We start from the raw sequence: 16251 nt of genomic DNA on the forward strand, positions 1-16251 counted from the left end.
ATCTAAGTCAAGAACGCGTGACAGGGACACTGGATGCTGTTGCTGGTTCGCCGTTGTTATGAGGAGGGACGCGCGACATGCGGATCATCAGAACAATATGCTGGATATGCGCCTTCCTCGGATTATTGCATGTCGGCCTTCCTGCGCGAGCACAGACAAACGACCAGGGGCCGCAAACGCCGAGCAATGCACCCGCGCCGGTTCCCGAGCAGCCGGCGCTAAAGCCGGCTGAGCTCGAGGCGCTGGTAGCGCCCATTGCATTGTATCCCGATACGCTAATGTCGAATGTGCTGATGGCATCGACCTATCCGCTGGAAGTGGTGCGCGCGGATCGCTGGATGAAGCAGAACAAGAACCTCAAGGGAGATGCCCTCAAGGCCGCGGCGGAGAAGCAGGATTGGGACGCGAGCGTCAAGGCGCTGATTGCGACACCGTCCGTACTCCAGATGATGAACGAGCGGCTCGAATGGACGCAAAAGCTCGGCGAAGCGTTTTTGGCTCAGCAACAGGACGTGATGGATGCCGTGCAGCGGTTGCGTTCAAAAGCCTACGACCGGAAGAAGCTGGTCACCACGAAAGAGCAGACAGTGACGGTAAAAGCAGAGCAGAACCGGCAGTTCATCTACATTGAGCCCGCCGTGGCTGACAGCATCTACGTTCCTTATTACGAACCGCAGGTGGTTTTCGGCGATTGGCCTTACTCCGACTATCCCGCTTATCCCTATTATTGGGGCTATCCCGACTACATCGGTGCCGGCATCATCGCAGCCGGCGTTGCCTTCGGCACAGCCTACGCACTGGGGCGGTGGGCCACCGGTGGCTACTGGGGCGGCGGCGGATGGTGGGGCGGCAGCCGGGTCAACTGGGTTGGTGGAGCTAATCGACATCAATCGTGGCGCTCGCGTCGAGCACTGGCAACACGACGTAAGGCATCGACAGGGTGCACGCTACAACAATTCGAGCCTGCAACAGAGGTTCGGCAGCGCCAATCAGAGGCCCGGTGGCGATCGGCAGAGAGTGCGGGCAGGCGCCGATCGTCCGAACGTCGGAGACCGGGCCCAGCGCGCCGACCGCGCTCAACGCTCCGACCGCGGCCGAGCAACAAACAGGCAGGCAGGCGCGGGCAGGACGGCCGGCAACCGCCAAGCGCGTAACCGCTCGACGGCTGCCAGGAACGCAAGATCTGGTGGTCGTGTGGCGCACCGTGGAGTTTCCAGAGCTGCCCATTTCAGGCCAGCGGCGGGCCGCGGCGGCGGTGCGCGGTTCGCTGGCGCTGGACATCGAGCTGCAGCATTCCGAGGCGGCGGTGGTCGCGGAGGCGGGGGATTTCGTGGGGCTGGGTTTCGCGGTGGCGGCGGGTTCAGGGGTGGTGGCGGCCGTGGCGGCGGGCGGCGATCGGACATCAATCTCAAGCACGACGTGGTGCTGCTCGGTCGGCTCGACAACGGTCTCGGTTACTACCGCTTCGCATACAACGGCAGCGACAAAACCTATGTCGGAGTGATCGCTCAGGAAGTGGAGGCGGTGAGACCCGACGCGGTCACACGCGGCCGCGACGGATATCTGCGTGTCTACTATTCCCGGCTCGGCCTCAAGTTTCGGTCGTATGGTGGTTGGGCCGCGTCCGGAGGCGTGCTGCCGAACACTGGCGCGCTGCCGCGCTGAAGACCGCGCCCACGGTCGGCTGCTCCAAGCGCGGATTCGCTGGCCCTAAACTAGCCAGCGGATCGGGGCTGGATCGCCGAACCAACCGGCAACCCCAGCTTTGAACGTGCTGGCCTGTTTCCATCCACAGTGGTCCGCTTTGATTTTTTGGAGCGACCTAGTTTGGGTTTTAGCCCTGTGGCAACCAAGCCTAGGCCGATGCTCTCATTAGAGATATCGAGAAGCCTATTCAGTGTTGTGGGTGTATAAATTCCTGCGTTGCAATTCGCGCTCATTTCGCGCATGCGCGTTTGATCCAGACAAGTTTGTTTCTCCAATTGAGGTGGCGGTGATTGCACTATGCAACCGCGTTCGATCGGATGTGTAGAGTCCCAACCGCAACGCAGGAGTTGCGGTCATGGGCAGTGATCTCCTTAGAAGCTTTTGTATTGTACTCTTTGGACTAAGCCCGCTCGTCATCATCGGCATCGCGATGTTCTTGCCGTAAGGCACTTGGCGCACATGCGCCGCCGCCCGGGCCGGTAGACGCCCCAGCACGCGCGCCCAACTTTTTGAGTTAAACAGCACGGCCGCCTCAGTTGGCGGCCTTATTCGTGCAGGAAACCCGGATGCATTCGCGTCCAAATGTCCGGCACGGAATGACAAGAACTGATGGCACGCAAGGGCTAGACTCGCGGCTTCTTGAGAAGGGGTTGCCAAGTGCCGTTCTCGCGGAGCCAGTCAGTCAAGTTGAAGGTCGCACAGTCCCAGATCTCGATGCTCGGTTGAATGGCATTTGTTTCCAATGTGTCGCGTGTTTCGGTGCGGCGGACGATCGGGGGGCTGCTCTTGGCTCGATCGTCTGTAGGCGCTTTCCTCATGGCAAGTTCCTTCGGGGTCACTGAGCAGTTTGCGGGCGGCATCGTCGGCTTACAACCCTCGGCGAAGAGCCTCGCGCTTACAGCGGTAGCGCCAAACAAATGACCTGGGGATCCCTTCCGCGTCGGACTTGAAAGCCAAATTTGGCGAAAACCCTTCGCATCGCCGTGTTCTCTGGCAGGACTTCGGCGACGAGCTGCTCGAGCCCAGCCGTGCGCGCCAGGATGAGGAGGTGGTGCATGAGCAAGGTGCCGACGCCCTGTCCCTGATAGTCGTCGATGGTCACGAAGGCGATCTCGGCCATTCCGGGATCCATGACGACGTAGCGACCGCCGCCGATGATCACCTCGTGTTCGTCCTCGTCGGCAAGCGCGATCAAGGCGACGTGATTGGCGAAATCGATGTTCATGAAGAAATCGACCTCCTTCTTTGAGAAGCTTCGCTTGGGGCCGAAGAAGCGACGTTGCAGCGACTGGCTACTCGTGCGGCCAACGGCGGCCAACATGTCGTCCTGGTCGTCCGCTCGTAACATGCGGATCTCGACGCTCCGGCCATCGCGCAGGCGTTCGGCCGCTGCATAATTCTCAGGCACGGGCATCAGCCTATCCTCCCGGCGCAAGAAAGACGTACGGCTGGGGCTCGTGGCTTGACCTAAATCAACGATCCGGTGCGCGTGACGCTTTCAATCGGACTGTCGGCGGAAGGACCGAAACGATGTCGCTGGACAATCTGCAACTCCCGGGCGGCCCGATGTCAGGGGTCGTCGCCAAGGCCGTGGAATATATGGTGGATGCCGGGCAGCGTAGCGTACTGCTGCTGGACATACTGCGGCAGCGCGGCGATCAGTATCGCGAGCATGTTGCCCAGACGGCGCCCCACGTCCTGAGCTATGCAGCCGAGCTCATCCTGGACGGTCGCACGCTCGAGCAGCCGGTCAACTATGCGTTGGTGCGCATCATCCCGCCCAAGGGTGTGGAAATCGACCTCAAGCGGCGGCCATTCGTTGTCGTCGACCCGCGTGCGGGCCATGGACCGGGGATCGGCGGCTTCAAAGCCGATAGTGAGATCGGCGTCGCGATGAAGGCGGGGCATCCCTGCTATTTCATCGGCTTCCTGCCCGAGCCAATGCCGGGCCAGACCATCGAGCGCATTGCCCACGCTGAAGCAATCTTCATCGAAAAGGTCATCGAGCGGCATCCCGAGGCTGATGGGAAACCATGTGTGATCGGGAACTGCCAGGCCGGCTGGGCGATCATGATCCTCGCCTCGTTACGGCCGGAACTGTTCGGTCCGGTGATCGTGGCGGGCGCGCCGCTCGCTTATTGGGCTGGCGTACACGGCAAATACCCGATGCGCTACTCCGGCGGACTGCTCGGCGGAAGCTGGCTGACCGCGCTTTCCAGCGACCTCGGCGCCGGCAAGTTTGACGGTGCCTGGCTGGTGCAGAACTTCGAGAATCAGAATCCGTCGAACACGCTCTGGACCAAGCAGTACAACGTCTACTCCAAGGTCGACACCGAGGCCGACCGCTATCTCGAATTCGAGCGCTGGTGGGGCGGGCACGTCAACCTCAATGCCGAGGAGATCCAGTTCATCGTCGATGAACTCTTCATCGGCAACAACCTGGGTGCCGGCCGGGTCAAGATGTCCGACGGGACCACGGTCGATCTGCGCAAGATTCGTTCGCCGATCGTGGTGTTCTGCTCGAAAGGGGACAACATCACGCCTCCGCAACAGGCGCTGCACTGGATTCTGGACCTTTATGCTGATGTCGACGAGATCAGGGCACATGGGCAGACCATCGTCTATACCGTGCATGAGACGGTCGGCCATCTCGGCATCTTCGTTTCCGGTGGCGTGGCCAAGAAGGAGCACGCGGAGTTCTCAAGCAACATCGACCTGATCGACGTGCTGCCGCCCGGCCTTTACGAAGCGACGTTCGAGGCGAGGGGATCCGACACGCTCAATGATGAGCTTGCGGTCGGGCAGTGGGTGATGCGCTGCGAGGCCCGCACACTCGACGACATCCGGGCGATGGGCGGGAACTCGCCGGAGGATGAGCGGCGTTTCGAGACTGCCAAGCGTGTCTCGGAAATGAATCTCGCCGCCTATCAGAAATACGTGCAGCCCTGGGTCAAATCGATGGTGACGCCACAGATGGCGGAGATGATGCGCAACTGGCATCCGCTCCGCCTGCAATACGAGGCGTTCAGCAGCGAGAACCCCTGGATGAAGATGGTGGAGAGCGCCGCGGAGAAAGCGCGCGACGACCGCAAACCCGTCGCCAAGGACAATCCGTTCCTGGCGTTCCAGGAGCGGGTATCGCAGCAGATCGTCAGTTCGCTCGATCAGTGGCGTGACTCGCAGGAGGCACTAAGCGAGGCGATGTTCCTTGCCGTTTACGGCTCGCCGGCGCTGCAGGCCGCGGTCGGGGTCGATCCGCAGTCGACACCCTCCCAACGCCGCGACATGGATCCAAAGCACCGCGAGCTCTTGCAAGCTCGCGTAGCGGAGCTGACTTCCAGGATCGGCTCCGGTGGTATGCGAGAGGCCGGCATTCGGGCCTTGCTTTACGTCGGATCGGCCCGGGGCATGGTGGACGAGCGCAGCCTCGAGGCGCTGCGGCGGCTTCGCCAGGCCGATGAGGCCGCGCGCGTGACGCTCGCGGAGTTCAAGATGTTGGTCCGCGAGCAGTTCTTCATGCTGCTGCTTGATCGGGAGGCCGCACTTGCGGCCATTCCAAGGCTATTGCCGGACAGCATGGACGAGCGCCGCAGGGCGTTTGCCGCCATTCAGGACGTGTTGTCGGCAAGCGCAGAGATATCCGGTGAAGTGGCCAGGCGATTGAAGCAGGTCGCCGGGCTGTTCGGGCTCGACGGTTACGACAACACCGTCCCTTTCGATCCGAAAGCCCGGGCATCATAGCAATTCAGAGCGGAGCGATGGGTGTCATGGCAGCCGGACCGAACGAAGCCCAGCCGGGATCGAAATATGATCGCCTCATCGTCGCCGCGAAGGGCGTTCCCTCGGTCTCCACGATCGTGGTGCATCCCTGCGATGAAAGCTCGCTGCGAGGGGCGATCGACTCCGCCGAGGCTGGAATCATCAAGGCGGTTCTGGTCGGTCCGGCCGCGCGAATCCGGGATACCGCGACAAAGCACAATATTGATATTGCGGGCTATGAGATCGTTGATACGCCGCCAACTGAGGCTGCTGCCGCGGCCAGGGGCGTCGAGTTGATTCATGAGGGGCGAGGCGAAGTCCTGATGAAGGGCAGCCTCCACACCGATGAACTGATGCGCAGCGTGACGGCAAAGGTCGGTGGGCTGCGCACCGACCGGCGCATCAGCCACGTGTTCGTGATGGACGTGCCGGCCTACGCCGAAACGGTGTTCGTCACCGATGCCGCCATCAACATCTTCCCGGACCTCGACGCCAAGCGCGATATCATCCAGAATGCCGTCGATCTCTACAATGAGGCCGGTTTCGGCACGACACCGCGGGTGGCGATCCTGTCGGCGGTCGAGACCGTCACGTCAAAGATTCCATCGACCATCGAAGCGGCCGCGCTCTGCAAAATGGCGGACCGCAAACAGATCACCGGCGCGCTGCTCGATGGTCCGCTGGCCTTTGACAATGCGATCGACCTGGAAGCGGCGCGGATCAAGGGGATCAGGTCGGAGGTCGCCGGCCGGGCGCAAATCCTGGTCGTGCCCGACCTCGAGTCCGGCAACATGCTGGCGAAGAATCTGGCCTATTTTGCCAAGGCCGATGGCGCCGGCATCGTGCTCGGCGCGCGGGTGCCGGTGGTGCTGACGTCGCGTGCCGATTCGGCGCGGTCACGGATGGCGTCAGCCGCGGTTGCATGCCTTTACGCGGATGCCCGGCGTCGCCGTGCTCCGATCGCCGCCGCGTGACTGCCATGGATACGATCCTCGTCGTCAATGCCGGCTCCTCAAGCGTGAAATTCCAGGTCTTCGCGGTGGAAGGCGAGGGCCGGCTGCGGCGGCAGCTGAAGGGCCAGATGGACGGCATCGGCAGCCGGCCGCGAATGCGCGCCAGCGGCTCAAGTGGCGAACCGCTGGCCGACCGCGCCTATCCGATCGAAGCGGTTGCCGACGTTCCTGCCGCCATGTCCGTCGCGGGAGCCTGGCTGAGGGAGGAACTCAACATCAACCCTGTGGCCGTAGGCCATCGGGTTGTTCACGGCGGCCCGGATTACGCGCACCCGGTGCTGATCGATCCTGTGGTCGTGTCGCGGCTGGAACGCTACGCGCAGCTGGCGCCGCTGCACCAGCCGCACAATCTGGCGCCCATCAAATCCCTGCTGACCAATTTTCCGGCCCTGCCGCAGGTGGCCTGCTTCGATACGGCGTTCCACCGTGATCATGACCCGCTGGCGGATCATTATGCCATTCCGCACCAGCTGTACGCCGAAGGCGTCAGGCGCTACGGCTTCCATGGCCTGTCATACGAATATGTGGCCAAGCGGCTGCCGCAGGTGGCGCCGGAGGTCGCGGTTGGACGTGTGATCGTGGCCCATCTCGGCAGTGGCGCCTCGATGTGTGCGATGCGGGCAGGCCGGAGCGTCGAGAGCACGATGGGATTTACGGCGCTCGACGGCCTCGCGATGGGAACGCGGCCCGGCCAGATCGATCCCGGTGTCGTCCTGCACCTGCTCACCGAGAAGGGAATGTCGGCCTCCAAGGTGCAGGATTTTCTCTACCGCGACTGCGGCTTAAAGGGACTGTCCGGCGTCAGCAACGACATGCGCGAGCTCGAGACAAGCGGAGACCCGCAAGCTGCATTTGCGATCGATTATTTCGTCTACCGTGTTGGCCTTAACGCCGGCATGCTGGCAGCCGCGCTGGAGGGACTCGACGGCTTCGTCTTCACCGCGGGGATCGGTGAGAACTCCGTTTCGATCCGTGCTCGCATTGCCGAGAGGCTGTCCTGGCTTGGGATCGCGCTGGATCCCGCCGAGAATGCGCGGCACGCGACCAGGATCTCCGGACCCGAAAGCCGAATCCCCGTATTCGTCGTGCCGACCGATGAGGAACTGATGATCGCGCAGCATACGCTGACGCTGCTCATGAACCAGCCATCGCCCAATCCTAAACGCGAGAGAGTGTCATGACCATCCCGGTTTATCCTGAGACCAGTGTCGCGCTGAAGGGCAAGAAGGGATTGATCGTCGGCATCGCCAATGACCAATCGATCGCCTGGGGCTGTGCCAAGGCGTTTCGGGCGCTCGGCGCCGAACTCGCCGTCACCTACCTGAACGAAAAGGCCAAGAAGCACGTCGAACCGCTGGCCAAGGCGCTGGAATCGCCGATCTTCATGCCGCTTGACGTGATGGTCGAGGGCGAGACCGAGAAAGTGTTCGAGCGGATCCAGAAGGAGTGGGGTCAGCTCGACTTCCTGCTTCACTCGATCGCGTTCTCACCGAAGGACGCCTTGCATGGCCGTGTGGTCGATGTGGATCGCGCCGGCTTCCAGAAGACCATGGACGTGTCCTGTTGGTCGTTCATGCGCATGGCCCATCTCGCCGAACCGCTGATGAAGAACGGCGGTACGATGTTCACCATGACCTATTACGGCAGCCAGATGGTGGTGAAGAACTACAATGTGATGGGCGTCGCGAAGGCGGCGCTTGAGGCAGCCGTGCGCTACATCGCGGCCGAGCTTGGGCCGAAAGGCATTCGGGTCCACGCCATCTCGCCAGGACCACTTGCCACGCGCGCAGCATCCGGCATTCCCGAATTCGATGAGCTGATGGACAAGGCGCAGTCGCAGGCACCGACGCGCAGCCTCGTCAGCATCGACGACGTCGGCAAGGCCACGGCGTTCCTCGCCCTCGACGGCGCAAAGCTGATCACGGGAGACGTGCTCTACGTCGATGGAGGCTACCATATCATCGATTGACGCACGTAAGCTCGGGGTCAGCTGTAGTGCAGGCCGATGACCTCCGCTACGCAGGCAGGGCGGGCACCGCCCTCCATCTCGATCACAACGCGGTAGTGCACTCTCAGCCCATTCGGCGGCACGTCTTCGGCTTCCGCGATGCCGACGCGACCGCGCAACTTTGATCCGGCGGGCACCGGTGCCAGGTAGCGGATCCGGTCCGCGCCATAGTTGAGCGTGTTCTTCAACCCCTTCAGGCCCATCACCGAGCGGATGAACATCGGCGTCAGGCTCAGCGACAAGAGGCCGTGGGCGATGGTCTTACCTCCGGGCATTTCGGCCTTCGCGCGTTCCTGATCGACGTGAATCCACTGCTCGTCGCAGGTCGCGTCGGCGAATTTGTTGATGCGTTCCTGGGTGATCTCAATCCATTCGCTGATGCCGACCTCGGTGCCGACCGCCGACTTGAGTTCGCCAAATCCGTTGAATATCCGCATAGTCCTTCTCGCTCTGTTCTGGCTCGCTTTCGTCAGAATGCCATTTCGGGAACGGCATCGGGAATTGCGAGTTCCGCCTCCGTCACCGCCAGTACCTCGGCGACCGTCAGGCCCGGCGCCGTTTCCAGCAGGGTCGCCTTGCCGCCGGGGAAGGCGATGACCGCCATATCTGTCACGACAAGGTCGACAGGTCGCGCTGACGTCAGCGGCAGGTTACATCTGGCCACGATCTTCGACTTTCCTTTTGCCGCATGTTGCATGGCGACGATGACCCGCTTGGCACCGCTGACGAGGTCCATGGCTCCGCCCATGCCCGGCACCATTTTGCCCGGGATCATCCAGTTAGCCAGATGCCCCGTGGCGTCGACCTGCAGGCCGCCGAGCACCGTGATGTCGACATGACCGCCACGGATCAGGCCGAACGACATGGCGCTATCGAAGGTCGCCGCGCCCGGCAAGGCGCTGATCGGCTTGCCGCCGGCATCGGTCAGCAGCGGATGAGCCATGCCCTGCTCGGGAATTGGGCCCGTGCCGATCAGGCCGTTCTCGGACTGGAAGTACACGTTGAGCCCTGCAGGAACGTAGTTCGCAACCAGGGTCGGAATTCCGATGCCGAGATTGACGAGGTTACCCGGCCGCAGTTCTTTCGCTACGCGACGCGCAATGATGGTCTGTGCATCCATGGCTCACCCGTTCGCAACGAGATAGTCGACCAGCGGTCCCGGCGTGATTACGTGATCCGGAGCAATCACGCCGACCGGAACAATATGTTCGGCGGTCACGATCACCGTGTCGGCCGCCATCGCCATCACTGGATTGAAATTTCGCGCGGTGAGGGCATAGGACAGGTTGCCGGCGTAGTCGGCCAGGAAGGCGTGGACGAGCGCGAAATCGGCGCGCAGCGCGGTCTCCAGCAGATATGGTTTGCCGTCGACTTCGATCTTCTGCTTGCCTTCCTCGACAAGCGTGCCGACGCCGGTGGGCGTCAGGACGCCGCCAAGACCGCATCCGCCGGCGCGGATCCGCTCGACAAAGGTGCCCTGCGGAATAAGGTCGACCGTGATCTGCTTGCCCAGCATCTGTTGCTGGGCTTTCGGATTCAGCCCGATATGAGTTCCTATCATGCTCGACACCTGGGTGCCGTCGAACAGCTTGCCGACACCCTTGCCGGGAGTGGCCGCATCATTGCTGATGAGTGACAGGCCCGATTTCTTCTGTCGGACCAGTTCATCCAGCAGGCGCTCCGGCGTGCCCACGCCCATGAAGCCGCCGACCATGATGCGCGCGTTGTTCGGAATCATCGCAACAGCTTCTTCGGCGGATACGGCCTTCATAATTGGGCTCCGGCAATTGATCCGAGGCGGGATATCCCGGTGAACACTGTCGTTTGGCGAAGCGGCTACGTTGATCTGGGTCAAGGCCCGCGTCATTCGCCGTCGGCGCGGTGGCTAATCCCAATGCTATCCAGCATCTCCGCCCACAATTTGCGCACCTGTCGATGCCGATCGTTCACGGCCGCGCTGACGGCGTCGCGGACGGGCTTGAGATCGTCACCTTTCAGAAAATGGATCTGGGCCTGGATCAGCCGGCTGCTTTCAAATTCGATCCGGCGCAACGCCACGACAAAAGGATCATCTGCCGACGCCTCGACCGGCAACAGGGCGGCGGGCCGGATGGCGCCGTGCGCGGCATGCCCGAGGGCTGCAATGTCGACTGTCGTGGCAAGCCGGCGATCGGCAACTCTGGAAACCGGGCTGGGCGCCCAAGCCAGTTCCCAGATCAGCGTGTTGTAGAAGGCCATGACATCAGGCGTCCACGAGGTGGCGCGCAGGAGAAGGGAAACGATCTCCGTCTCGCGATGCAACTGTGTGTTCAATTCGGTTTGCCAGCCGGCCTTGAACTGGCCCGGCAAGGCGAGGGCCAACTGTCGTGCAAGCGCGCCATGCACCGAGACCAGGAATGATGACACCCGAGTTTGCTGTGGCGGCGGTACGCGACCGGAGGAATCGAGCGGGCCAAGGAACTGGTTCATGACGTAGCCCTTGGCACGGGAATCGCACGCAGGTGGTCGAAGCCAGCCGGGAAGGGCATCATCTCGCCACCGGCGTCGTCGGGTGCGATCCATACCGTCTGCTTACCCTGCCAGCGCCCCGCTAGGACGTCTTCGGCGAAGCGTGCGAGCAGGTCGGCCGTCAGTGCGGCCTTCTCGAGGGTGAAGGCGTGGTAAGCGTTGGGGATGATGACTAGTGAGCTGTCGGCAATGTGAGTGCGCAGGGTTTCGTGAAGCGAACGCGGCGTGAGGAAGTCAAATTCTCCGTTGAGGATCATCGTTGGCGTCCTGATCGACGCCAGTTGTGGTGTCAGCGGCTGGAAGTCGAGGAAGGATTCCATCAAGTTTTGCACCGCATAAACGTCATTGATTAGCCAGCCCTGTCGCTTCACCGCGTCGAGATTGCCGAGCAGAGGCTTGAGCCAGGAGTCCGAGAGATTCATCGGAAGCAACAAATCCTGCAAATAGCTGGTTCCGCCCAAGATCAGCCCGGTGCGCAGCGCATTGCCAAGCAGCAGAAGTTGCGGCGACATTTCTGCGAAGGCACTCATAGGCACCAGGCCCGACAGCCTGTTGCTGTGCAAGATCGCGTAGCGCAGCGCGATCAGTGCGCCGAAACTGATGCCGCTGAGGAATATCGGGCCATCACCGAGTTCATCAATCAGGAGCCGAAGCGCCTCAACCTGATCATCCTGGCTGATAAACAGTTCTGGTTTGGCCGAGGCGCCCTGACCGAGCAGATCGAAAGTGGCGACACGAAATCCTTTGCCAACCAGCGTGTGCCGATAGGCCGCCCAGAGCTCCGAATATTGAGTAAGCCCGTTGACGAGCACATAGGCCGGCGCGTTCGTGGCACCGTCTAGTTCATAACGGATGCGGTGCGAGCCATGCGAGAGAAACGGCATTCGCTTCACTTGCTCAATGCTTTCGGGTGTCAAATTGTGGTGCGCGCCCAGCCGCACCCTTGACCTAGGTCAACGTCGGCCGCGCGGTCCCGACGGAACCTTCCCAAAATCGGTCAGGGAGGCATTCCATGAGGCGTCTTTTCATTGGCCTGCTATTGCTTGCCGTAAGCGCATCCGTTGCGGCTGCCCAACCGTTCACGCGCCGCTCGTCGCAAGTCCAGCATGACGGCCTGAAGCAGTATTACGAGATCGCCGACTTCAAGCTCGGCGGCAAGTATGACCTGGCCATTCCGTCCAAATGGGAAAATGGCGGCGAGGGGGGCGTGACCCTTGAATCGCTTGGCGGAGGAAAGCTGCGCACGGCCTATATCGCGGTCGGTACGCCGCGACGCAATGCCGCGGGTGAGATCACCAATGCCGTTGTCATCAATTCCTACTACTCCGGCGACTCCACCGACATGTACGAGCAGTGGGTCAAGGGTGCCGCGCTATCGGGGGGCGTCCCGATCATCGGACCGGGCCGGCCGATCGACACCGACCGCTATTACGTCGTGATGGTCGATCCGCTCGGGACCTGGGGCGCAAGCAAGCCGTCAGATGGTCTCGGGATCAAGTTTCCCCAGTACACCTATTACGACATGGTGCAGGCGAATTACCGCATGCTTCGCGATCATTTGAAGATCGCCAAGGTCGCGCTTGCGGCCGGCGTCTCGATGGGTGGCACGCAGACCTATGTCTGGGGCGTCATGCATCCGGAATATGTCAGTGCGCTGATGCCGATCGGCGGCACGACACAATCGGACGCCGGAGATCCCGTCGGCAACTGGACATTCCAATTGATGACGGCGGCGATCGAGTCGGATCCGGTCTGGCAGCAGACCAAGGGCGACTACTACAACCTGCCCAAGGAGAAGCACCCGCTGATGGGCATGGCGTTCGGCTGGTCGGTATTGGGTCTGACCGGTTACGATCTTTCATACCGGACTACGCAGGCGTTCACCGCGGTGCAGCCGGAAATCTTCTATTGGGATCCGCCGAACGAGAAGGCCGGGCTCAACGTGATCAATCGTTCCAAGCTCTATGACGCTGTTGACCTCGTATGGCGCAACCGCGTGGGCGAGCTTCACAACATCAACAATGACCTCGGTCGCATCCAGTCGCGCACTCTGGTCATGCACATCAAGAACGACCTGTGGCTCAACTTCAAGCTTGCCGAGAAAGCGGTCGAAAACATCCCGGGCGCCGACCTGATCGCCGAAGAGAGCCCGGTCGCGCATTACGGCGTGTTCTCGATCATCAATGGCCACAAGAACGACCCGAAATTCGTGGCGTTCATGGATGACGTCGCCAGCCTCGACAAGGCGCAGCAGTTCGTCGACAAGAACTTCCGCACGCCGGGCGTGGCGTCCGACATTGATCCGAAGAAATCCTTCTGGAAGGACTACGTCACCTATCCCTATCCGGTGAAATACGCGAATGCTAAGGACGCCAAAGGAACGATCTGGCAGATCGGCTACATGGATGAATACTACGGCAGCGAGAAGGATCCGAAGGTCCTCGTCATCATCCACGGCAAGGGAGCGTTCGCCGGCCACTACGGCAATATCATGCAGTACGCCCTGCGCAGTGGGTTGCGCGTGATCGCGCCGGACCTGCCGCACTACGGCATGTCGGGCCCGGGCAATCTCGACAAGAGCCCAGCGCGGACCATGCAGGACATGCGTGAAGTGGTCTATGACGTGATCGTCAACCAGCTCAAGGTCAAGCAAGCGGCCTACCTTGGCCATTCCTTGGGCGGCCAACTGATCCTGGGCTATGCGCTGACATATCCGGACGCGGTGAAGAGCCTCATTCTCGAGGCGCCCGCGGGCCTCGAGGAATATCCGCGCGAGGTAACGATTGCACCGGGCAAGACTGCTAAGCTGTTCGACGCCTCGCTCGCGGGTAACTTCGACAAGTGGAAGGATGTCTGGGGGCCGACCCAGGTATTAGCCAACGAAATCGCGCGGCCGGAGCAGAACATTCGCGACTTCTTCTATTTCAAGAAGCGCGATCCCGCTACCGGCGTGGTCGGGCGCAGCAAGAGTGGCTACTTCATGAACGACAGCGAGTATGCGCGGTTGCATACCGAGCAGCGTATCGGCCTCATCAAGGGCAACCCGAAGGAGCTCGAGCAATGGGCCAACGTGTACATTCTCGACATCTACGGTATGGTATCGGAGTTGCAGCAGGATGATCCGAAGAACCTGTATCGGCGGCTGACCGACATCAAGGTGCCCATTTTCCTGGCCTTCGGCGACAAGGAGCCGTTCATTCCCGGAACGCCCTTTAATGGGTTGAAGGACCTCGGTCGCGACATCATCACCCCGTTCATGACGCGGATGACGCGCGCGAACAACCGGCCGATCCTGAAAATCTATCCTGACACCGGTCATTTCATCCACACCGACAATCCGGTGGAATTTCCGGCTGACGTGACCGATTTCGTGATGACCGGCAATCTCGACACCAGTTCGCCGCTCGAGACGGACAGAATTATCAACGGCGTGGTGTCGGCGATGGCTGTTGCGCCGACGCCGGACGGACCGAATCCGACAGCCGGATTGAATAAGTGACCAGCAGGCTGAGTTGCAACGAGAGGATCAAACTGTAGCAATGCCCAAAGTGCGTGCCGGAGAGGTCGACCTTGGCTGGCGGGAGTGGGGCGAAGGCGAAACCACGGTCGTCTTCATCCACGGCAATCTCGCCAGCAAGGACTGGATCGAGCTCGCCGCCCCCTTGTTCCCGAGCGGCCTTCGGGTCATCGGAATCGACTGGCGCGGTTGTGGCGACAGCGATCGCCCACCCGCGACACTCGGCTACGCTAATTACTCAATGCAGCAACATGCGCTCGACATGCTGGCGGCGCTGGATGCTCTGCAGATCCCATTCTGTCATCTCGCGACGCATTCCACCGGCGGCATCATCGCGGCGCGCATGCTGCTGATGCGGCCGGAGCGGTTTGGCCGGGTATTCGCGCTCGATCCGGTGACGCCACTCGGGCTCGCGTTCAACGCGGAGCAGATCGGGCTGTTCCGCGCGATGATGGCGAGCCGCGAGGTGACGCGCGCTATGATGGCGACGGCGGCTTCTTCCTTGTTCCTTCCGGACAGCATGGCGCCGAATGCGGTGCCGGTGTTCCGCGAGGGGTTGGGCGCGATCCCTGCCTTGTTCGAGCGCATCCTGGAGCAGACGTTTGGCGTCTCCGAGGGCATATGGATCGGCACGCCGGTCAATCTCACGCGCGAGCGGGAAAGCCGCGAGCTCGAGCGGCGGATGCCCGAAATCCGGCATCCACATCTCGTCGTCTGGGGCGAAGGTGACGGCTGGATCGCGCCCGCCGACCTCCGGACCATGGCGGCGGCGATGCCGAACTGCCGGTTGGTCGTCGTCCCGGGCGTCGGCCACTCAATGAACCTGGAAATGCCGCCACTCTATGCCGGCTATTTTGGCGCCTGGTTTGGTGGCCTGAACGACCAGCGATGGTGAAACTCGTGAAGATCCGAAATCCTTGGTTCGGTCGACGGGCGATTAGAAGCGGCATGCCGCAGAAGAAGGCCTGCTCGCTTCGAACCTCAACTGACTGTTGCTAGCTCCAATTTGAATCGAAGGGATCGCTTCGGAGGATCAATGGCTGACACCCCAAAACTCCCGGTCGAAAAGGCGCTAAAGAAATTGCGAAATAGTGATGAGCCGAAGTCGAAGAACGAACGTCATGACGAGAAAATGAGCGCGCTCGACGAAGAAATAAGGCGCATGAGAGCGCAGAGGCTGCGCCTGGATCGGCTCAAACGCACCCGCGACTAGGGGAACTCGTTGTTGTGGTAGCCCGAACGAACCCCCGTGACGTCGCCGGCTCCTGAGCTTTTGGCCGGAAACGAGTCAGCGATGCTCAACGCGGTTGACAGACCCGCTGCGCTCGGGCGAGTGAACTGACGATCCGGCAAGGTTCGAACCTGCAACCCGCAGTAGAAATCCGCTGCTCGGCCATTTGGCCTACGGCGCGTTGAGCGGGCGGGTGCGGTGGTGGGTCGGTTTGAAAACCCACCCCGAAAGATTTCCCTTGGTTAATTCAAGGCCGCGTCCATCCCACCCGTAGAACTACGGGTTCGGCATCAACGGCCGCACCTTCACCAATCGCGAAGCAACTATGATGCTGTATTCGATGTATCCAACATCGGTGCGGCGGTGGATCGCCGCGCGCGGCGGGTTAACGCCGCAGATGATCTTCCTGCGCGGCAAGCAACTGCAGGCGATGTACCAACCGTGTTACCTCGATGCGTTAGGATCGGTTGGGCGCTGAACCTTCTCGGTCGGCTCCAATACGGTCCCG

General features: G+C 61.6%; 13 protein-coding genes and 2 pseudogenes. 9 read left to right on the forward strand and 6 right to left on the reverse strand.

Translation table 11 applies throughout. The features are described 5' to 3' along the window. Nucleotides 1–77 precede the first annotated feature (77 nt). A pseudogene (locus ACVWZM_RS33675) lies at nucleotides 78–1665 on the forward strand (DUF3300 domain-containing protein). A gap of 937 nt (nucleotides 1666–2602) precedes the next feature. Here ACVWZM_RS33675 and ACVWZM_RS33680 read toward each other — a convergent pair. Continuing rightward, nucleotides 2603–3121 carry an N-acetyltransferase family protein gene (locus ACVWZM_RS33680; RefSeq protein ID WP_456855655.1) on the reverse strand — a complete coding sequence of 173 codons (519 nt, stop codon included), beginning with the start codon at nucleotides 3119–3121 and terminating at the stop codon, nucleotides 2603–2605. Nucleotides 3122–3237: 116 nt separating this feature from the next. On the opposite strand from ACVWZM_RS33680, the gene ACVWZM_RS33685 reads away from it, so the two are divergent. The 4 genes from ACVWZM_RS33685 to fabI are packed head-to-tail and all read left to right on the forward strand — an operon-like array spanning nucleotide 3238 to nucleotide 8448. Next, the gene (locus ACVWZM_RS33685) at nucleotides 3238–5448 is read left to right on the forward strand and encodes a DUF3141 domain-containing protein (protein WP_141342265.1); all 2211 of its coding nucleotides are present in this window, start codon (nucleotides 3238–3240) and stop codon (nucleotides 5446–5448) included. Between the two features lie 26 nt (nucleotides 5449–5474). After that, the gene (locus tag ACVWZM_RS33690; protein ID WP_141342281.1) at nucleotides 5475–6440 is read left to right on the forward strand and encodes a phosphate acetyltransferase; all 966 of its coding nucleotides are present in this window, start codon (nucleotides 5475–5477) and stop codon (nucleotides 6438–6440) included. 5 nt (nucleotides 6441–6445) lie between these two features. Next, complete coding sequence (locus ACVWZM_RS33695; protein ID WP_076826004.1) at nucleotides 6446–7660, forward strand: acetate/propionate family kinase; 1215 nt, start codon at nucleotides 6446–6448, stop codon at nucleotides 7658–7660. Further along, nucleotides 7657–8448, forward strand: a complete 792-nt coding sequence (gene fabI / locus ACVWZM_RS33700; RefSeq protein ID WP_076826002.1) for an enoyl-ACP reductase FabI — start codon at nucleotides 7657–7659, stop codon at nucleotides 8446–8448. The genes ACVWZM_RS33695 and fabI overlap by 4 nt, the downstream gene beginning before the upstream one ends. Before the next feature lie 17 nt (nucleotides 8449–8465). Here fabI and ACVWZM_RS33705 read toward each other — a convergent pair whose 3' ends face one another. From ACVWZM_RS33705 to ACVWZM_RS33725, 5 genes are all read right to left on the reverse strand, one after another. Continuing rightward, entirely contained in the window at nucleotides 8466–8924 is a 459-nt protein-coding gene (locus ACVWZM_RS33705) for a MaoC family dehydratase (protein ID WP_057016850.1), read from the reverse strand. 32 nt (nucleotides 8925–8956) lie between these two features. Beyond that, nucleotides 8957–9607, reverse strand: a complete 651-nt coding sequence (locus ACVWZM_RS33710) for a 3-oxoacid CoA-transferase subunit B (RefSeq protein ID WP_076826000.1) — start codon at nucleotides 9605–9607, stop codon at nucleotides 8957–8959. Nucleotides 9608–9610: 3 nt separating this feature from the next. Then, nucleotides 9611–10258 (reverse strand): CoA transferase subunit A, encoded by a 648-nt coding sequence (locus ACVWZM_RS33715; RefSeq protein ID WP_076825998.1) that lies wholly within the window; start codon nucleotides 10256–10258, stop codon nucleotides 9611–9613. Nucleotides 10259–10350: 92 nt separating this feature from the next. Continuing rightward, the gene (locus ACVWZM_RS33720; RefSeq protein WP_456855656.1) at nucleotides 10351–10956 is read right to left on the reverse strand and encodes a hypothetical protein; all 606 of its coding nucleotides are present in this window, start codon (nucleotides 10954–10956) and stop codon (nucleotides 10351–10353) included. After that, on the reverse strand, nucleotides 10953–11879 hold the full coding sequence (locus tag ACVWZM_RS33725) for an alpha/beta fold hydrolase (RefSeq protein WP_076825995.1): 927 nt from the start codon (nucleotides 11877–11879) through the stop codon (nucleotides 10953–10955). The genes ACVWZM_RS33720 and ACVWZM_RS33725 overlap by 4 nt, the downstream gene beginning before the upstream one ends. A 128-nt stretch (nucleotides 11880–12007) precedes the next feature. Here ACVWZM_RS33725 and ACVWZM_RS33730 point away from each other — a divergent pair, with 128 nt between their 5' ends. From ACVWZM_RS33730 to ACVWZM_RS33745, 4 genes and pseudogenes are all read left to right on the forward strand, one after another. Further along, nucleotides 12008–14494 (forward strand): alpha/beta hydrolase, encoded by a 2487-nt coding sequence (locus ACVWZM_RS33730; protein ID WP_456855657.1) that lies wholly within the window; start codon nucleotides 12008–12010, stop codon nucleotides 14492–14494. A gap of 40 nt (nucleotides 14495–14534) precedes the next feature. Continuing rightward, nucleotides 14535–15407 carry an alpha/beta fold hydrolase gene (locus ACVWZM_RS33735; protein ID WP_076825991.1) on the forward strand — a complete coding sequence of 291 codons (873 nt, stop codon included), beginning with the start codon at nucleotides 14535–14537 and terminating at the stop codon, nucleotides 15405–15407. A gap of 141 nt (nucleotides 15408–15548) precedes the next feature. Further along, nucleotides 15549–15725, forward strand: coding sequence for a hypothetical protein (locus ACVWZM_RS33740; protein ID WP_456855658.1), 177 nt, complete (start codon nucleotides 15549–15551; stop codon nucleotides 15723–15725). Between the two features lie 295 nt (nucleotides 15726–16020). After that, nucleotides 16021–16221: pseudogene (locus tag ACVWZM_RS33745) on the forward strand (hypothetical protein); the annotation flags it as partial. Nucleotides 16222–16251: the final 30 nt, after the last annotated feature.

Source organism: Bradyrhizobium sp. USDA 4501, from assembly GCF_054062115.1.

Bases quoted from the DNA above. Each gene is read 5' to 3' on its own strand.
- ACVWZM_RS33715 (WP_076825998.1), bottom strand. From the start codon at position 10,258: ATGAAGGCCGTATCCGCCGAAGAAGCTGTTGCGATGATTCCGAACAAC.
- ACVWZM_RS33705 (WP_057016850.1), bottom strand. From the start codon at position 8,924: ATGCGGATATTCAACGGATTTGGCGAACTCAAGTCGGCGGTCGGCACC.
- ACVWZM_RS33730 (WP_456855657.1), top strand. From the start codon at position 12,008: ATGAGGCGTCTTTTCATTGGCCTGCTATTGCTTGCCGTAAGCGCATCC.
- fabI (WP_076826002.1), top strand. From the start codon at position 7,657: ATGACCATCCCGGTTTATCCTGAGACCAGTGTCGCGCTGAAGGGCAAG.
- ACVWZM_RS33680 (WP_456855655.1), bottom strand. From the start codon at position 3,121: ATGCCCGTGCCTGAGAATTATGCAGCGGCCGAACGCCTGCGCGATGGC.
- ACVWZM_RS33695 (WP_076826004.1), top strand. From the start codon at position 6,446: ATGGATACGATCCTCGTCGTCAATGCCGGCTCCTCAAGCGTGAAATTC.
- ACVWZM_RS33690 (WP_141342281.1), top strand. From the start codon at position 5,475: ATGGCAGCCGGACCGAACGAAGCCCAGCCGGGATCGAAATATGATCGC.
- ACVWZM_RS33720 (WP_456855656.1), bottom strand. From the start codon at position 10,956: ATGAACCAGTTCCTTGGCCCGCTCGATTCCTCCGGTCGCGTACCGCCG.
- ACVWZM_RS33740 (WP_456855658.1), top strand. From the start codon at position 15,549: ATGGCTGACACCCCAAAACTCCCGGTCGAAAAGGCGCTAAAGAAATTG.
- ACVWZM_RS33710 (WP_076826000.1), bottom strand. From the start codon at position 9,607: ATGGATGCACAGACCATCATTGCGCGTCGCGTAGCGAAAGAACTGCGG.
- ACVWZM_RS33685 (WP_141342265.1), top strand. From the start codon at position 3,238: ATGTCGCTGGACAATCTGCAACTCCCGGGCGGCCCGATGTCAGGGGTC.
- ACVWZM_RS33735 (WP_076825991.1), top strand. From the start codon at position 14,535: ATGCCCAAAGTGCGTGCCGGAGAGGTCGACCTTGGCTGGCGGGAGTGG.
- ACVWZM_RS33725 (WP_076825995.1), bottom strand. From the start codon at position 11,879: ATGCCGTTTCTCTCGCATGGCTCGCACCGCATCCGTTATGAACTAGAC.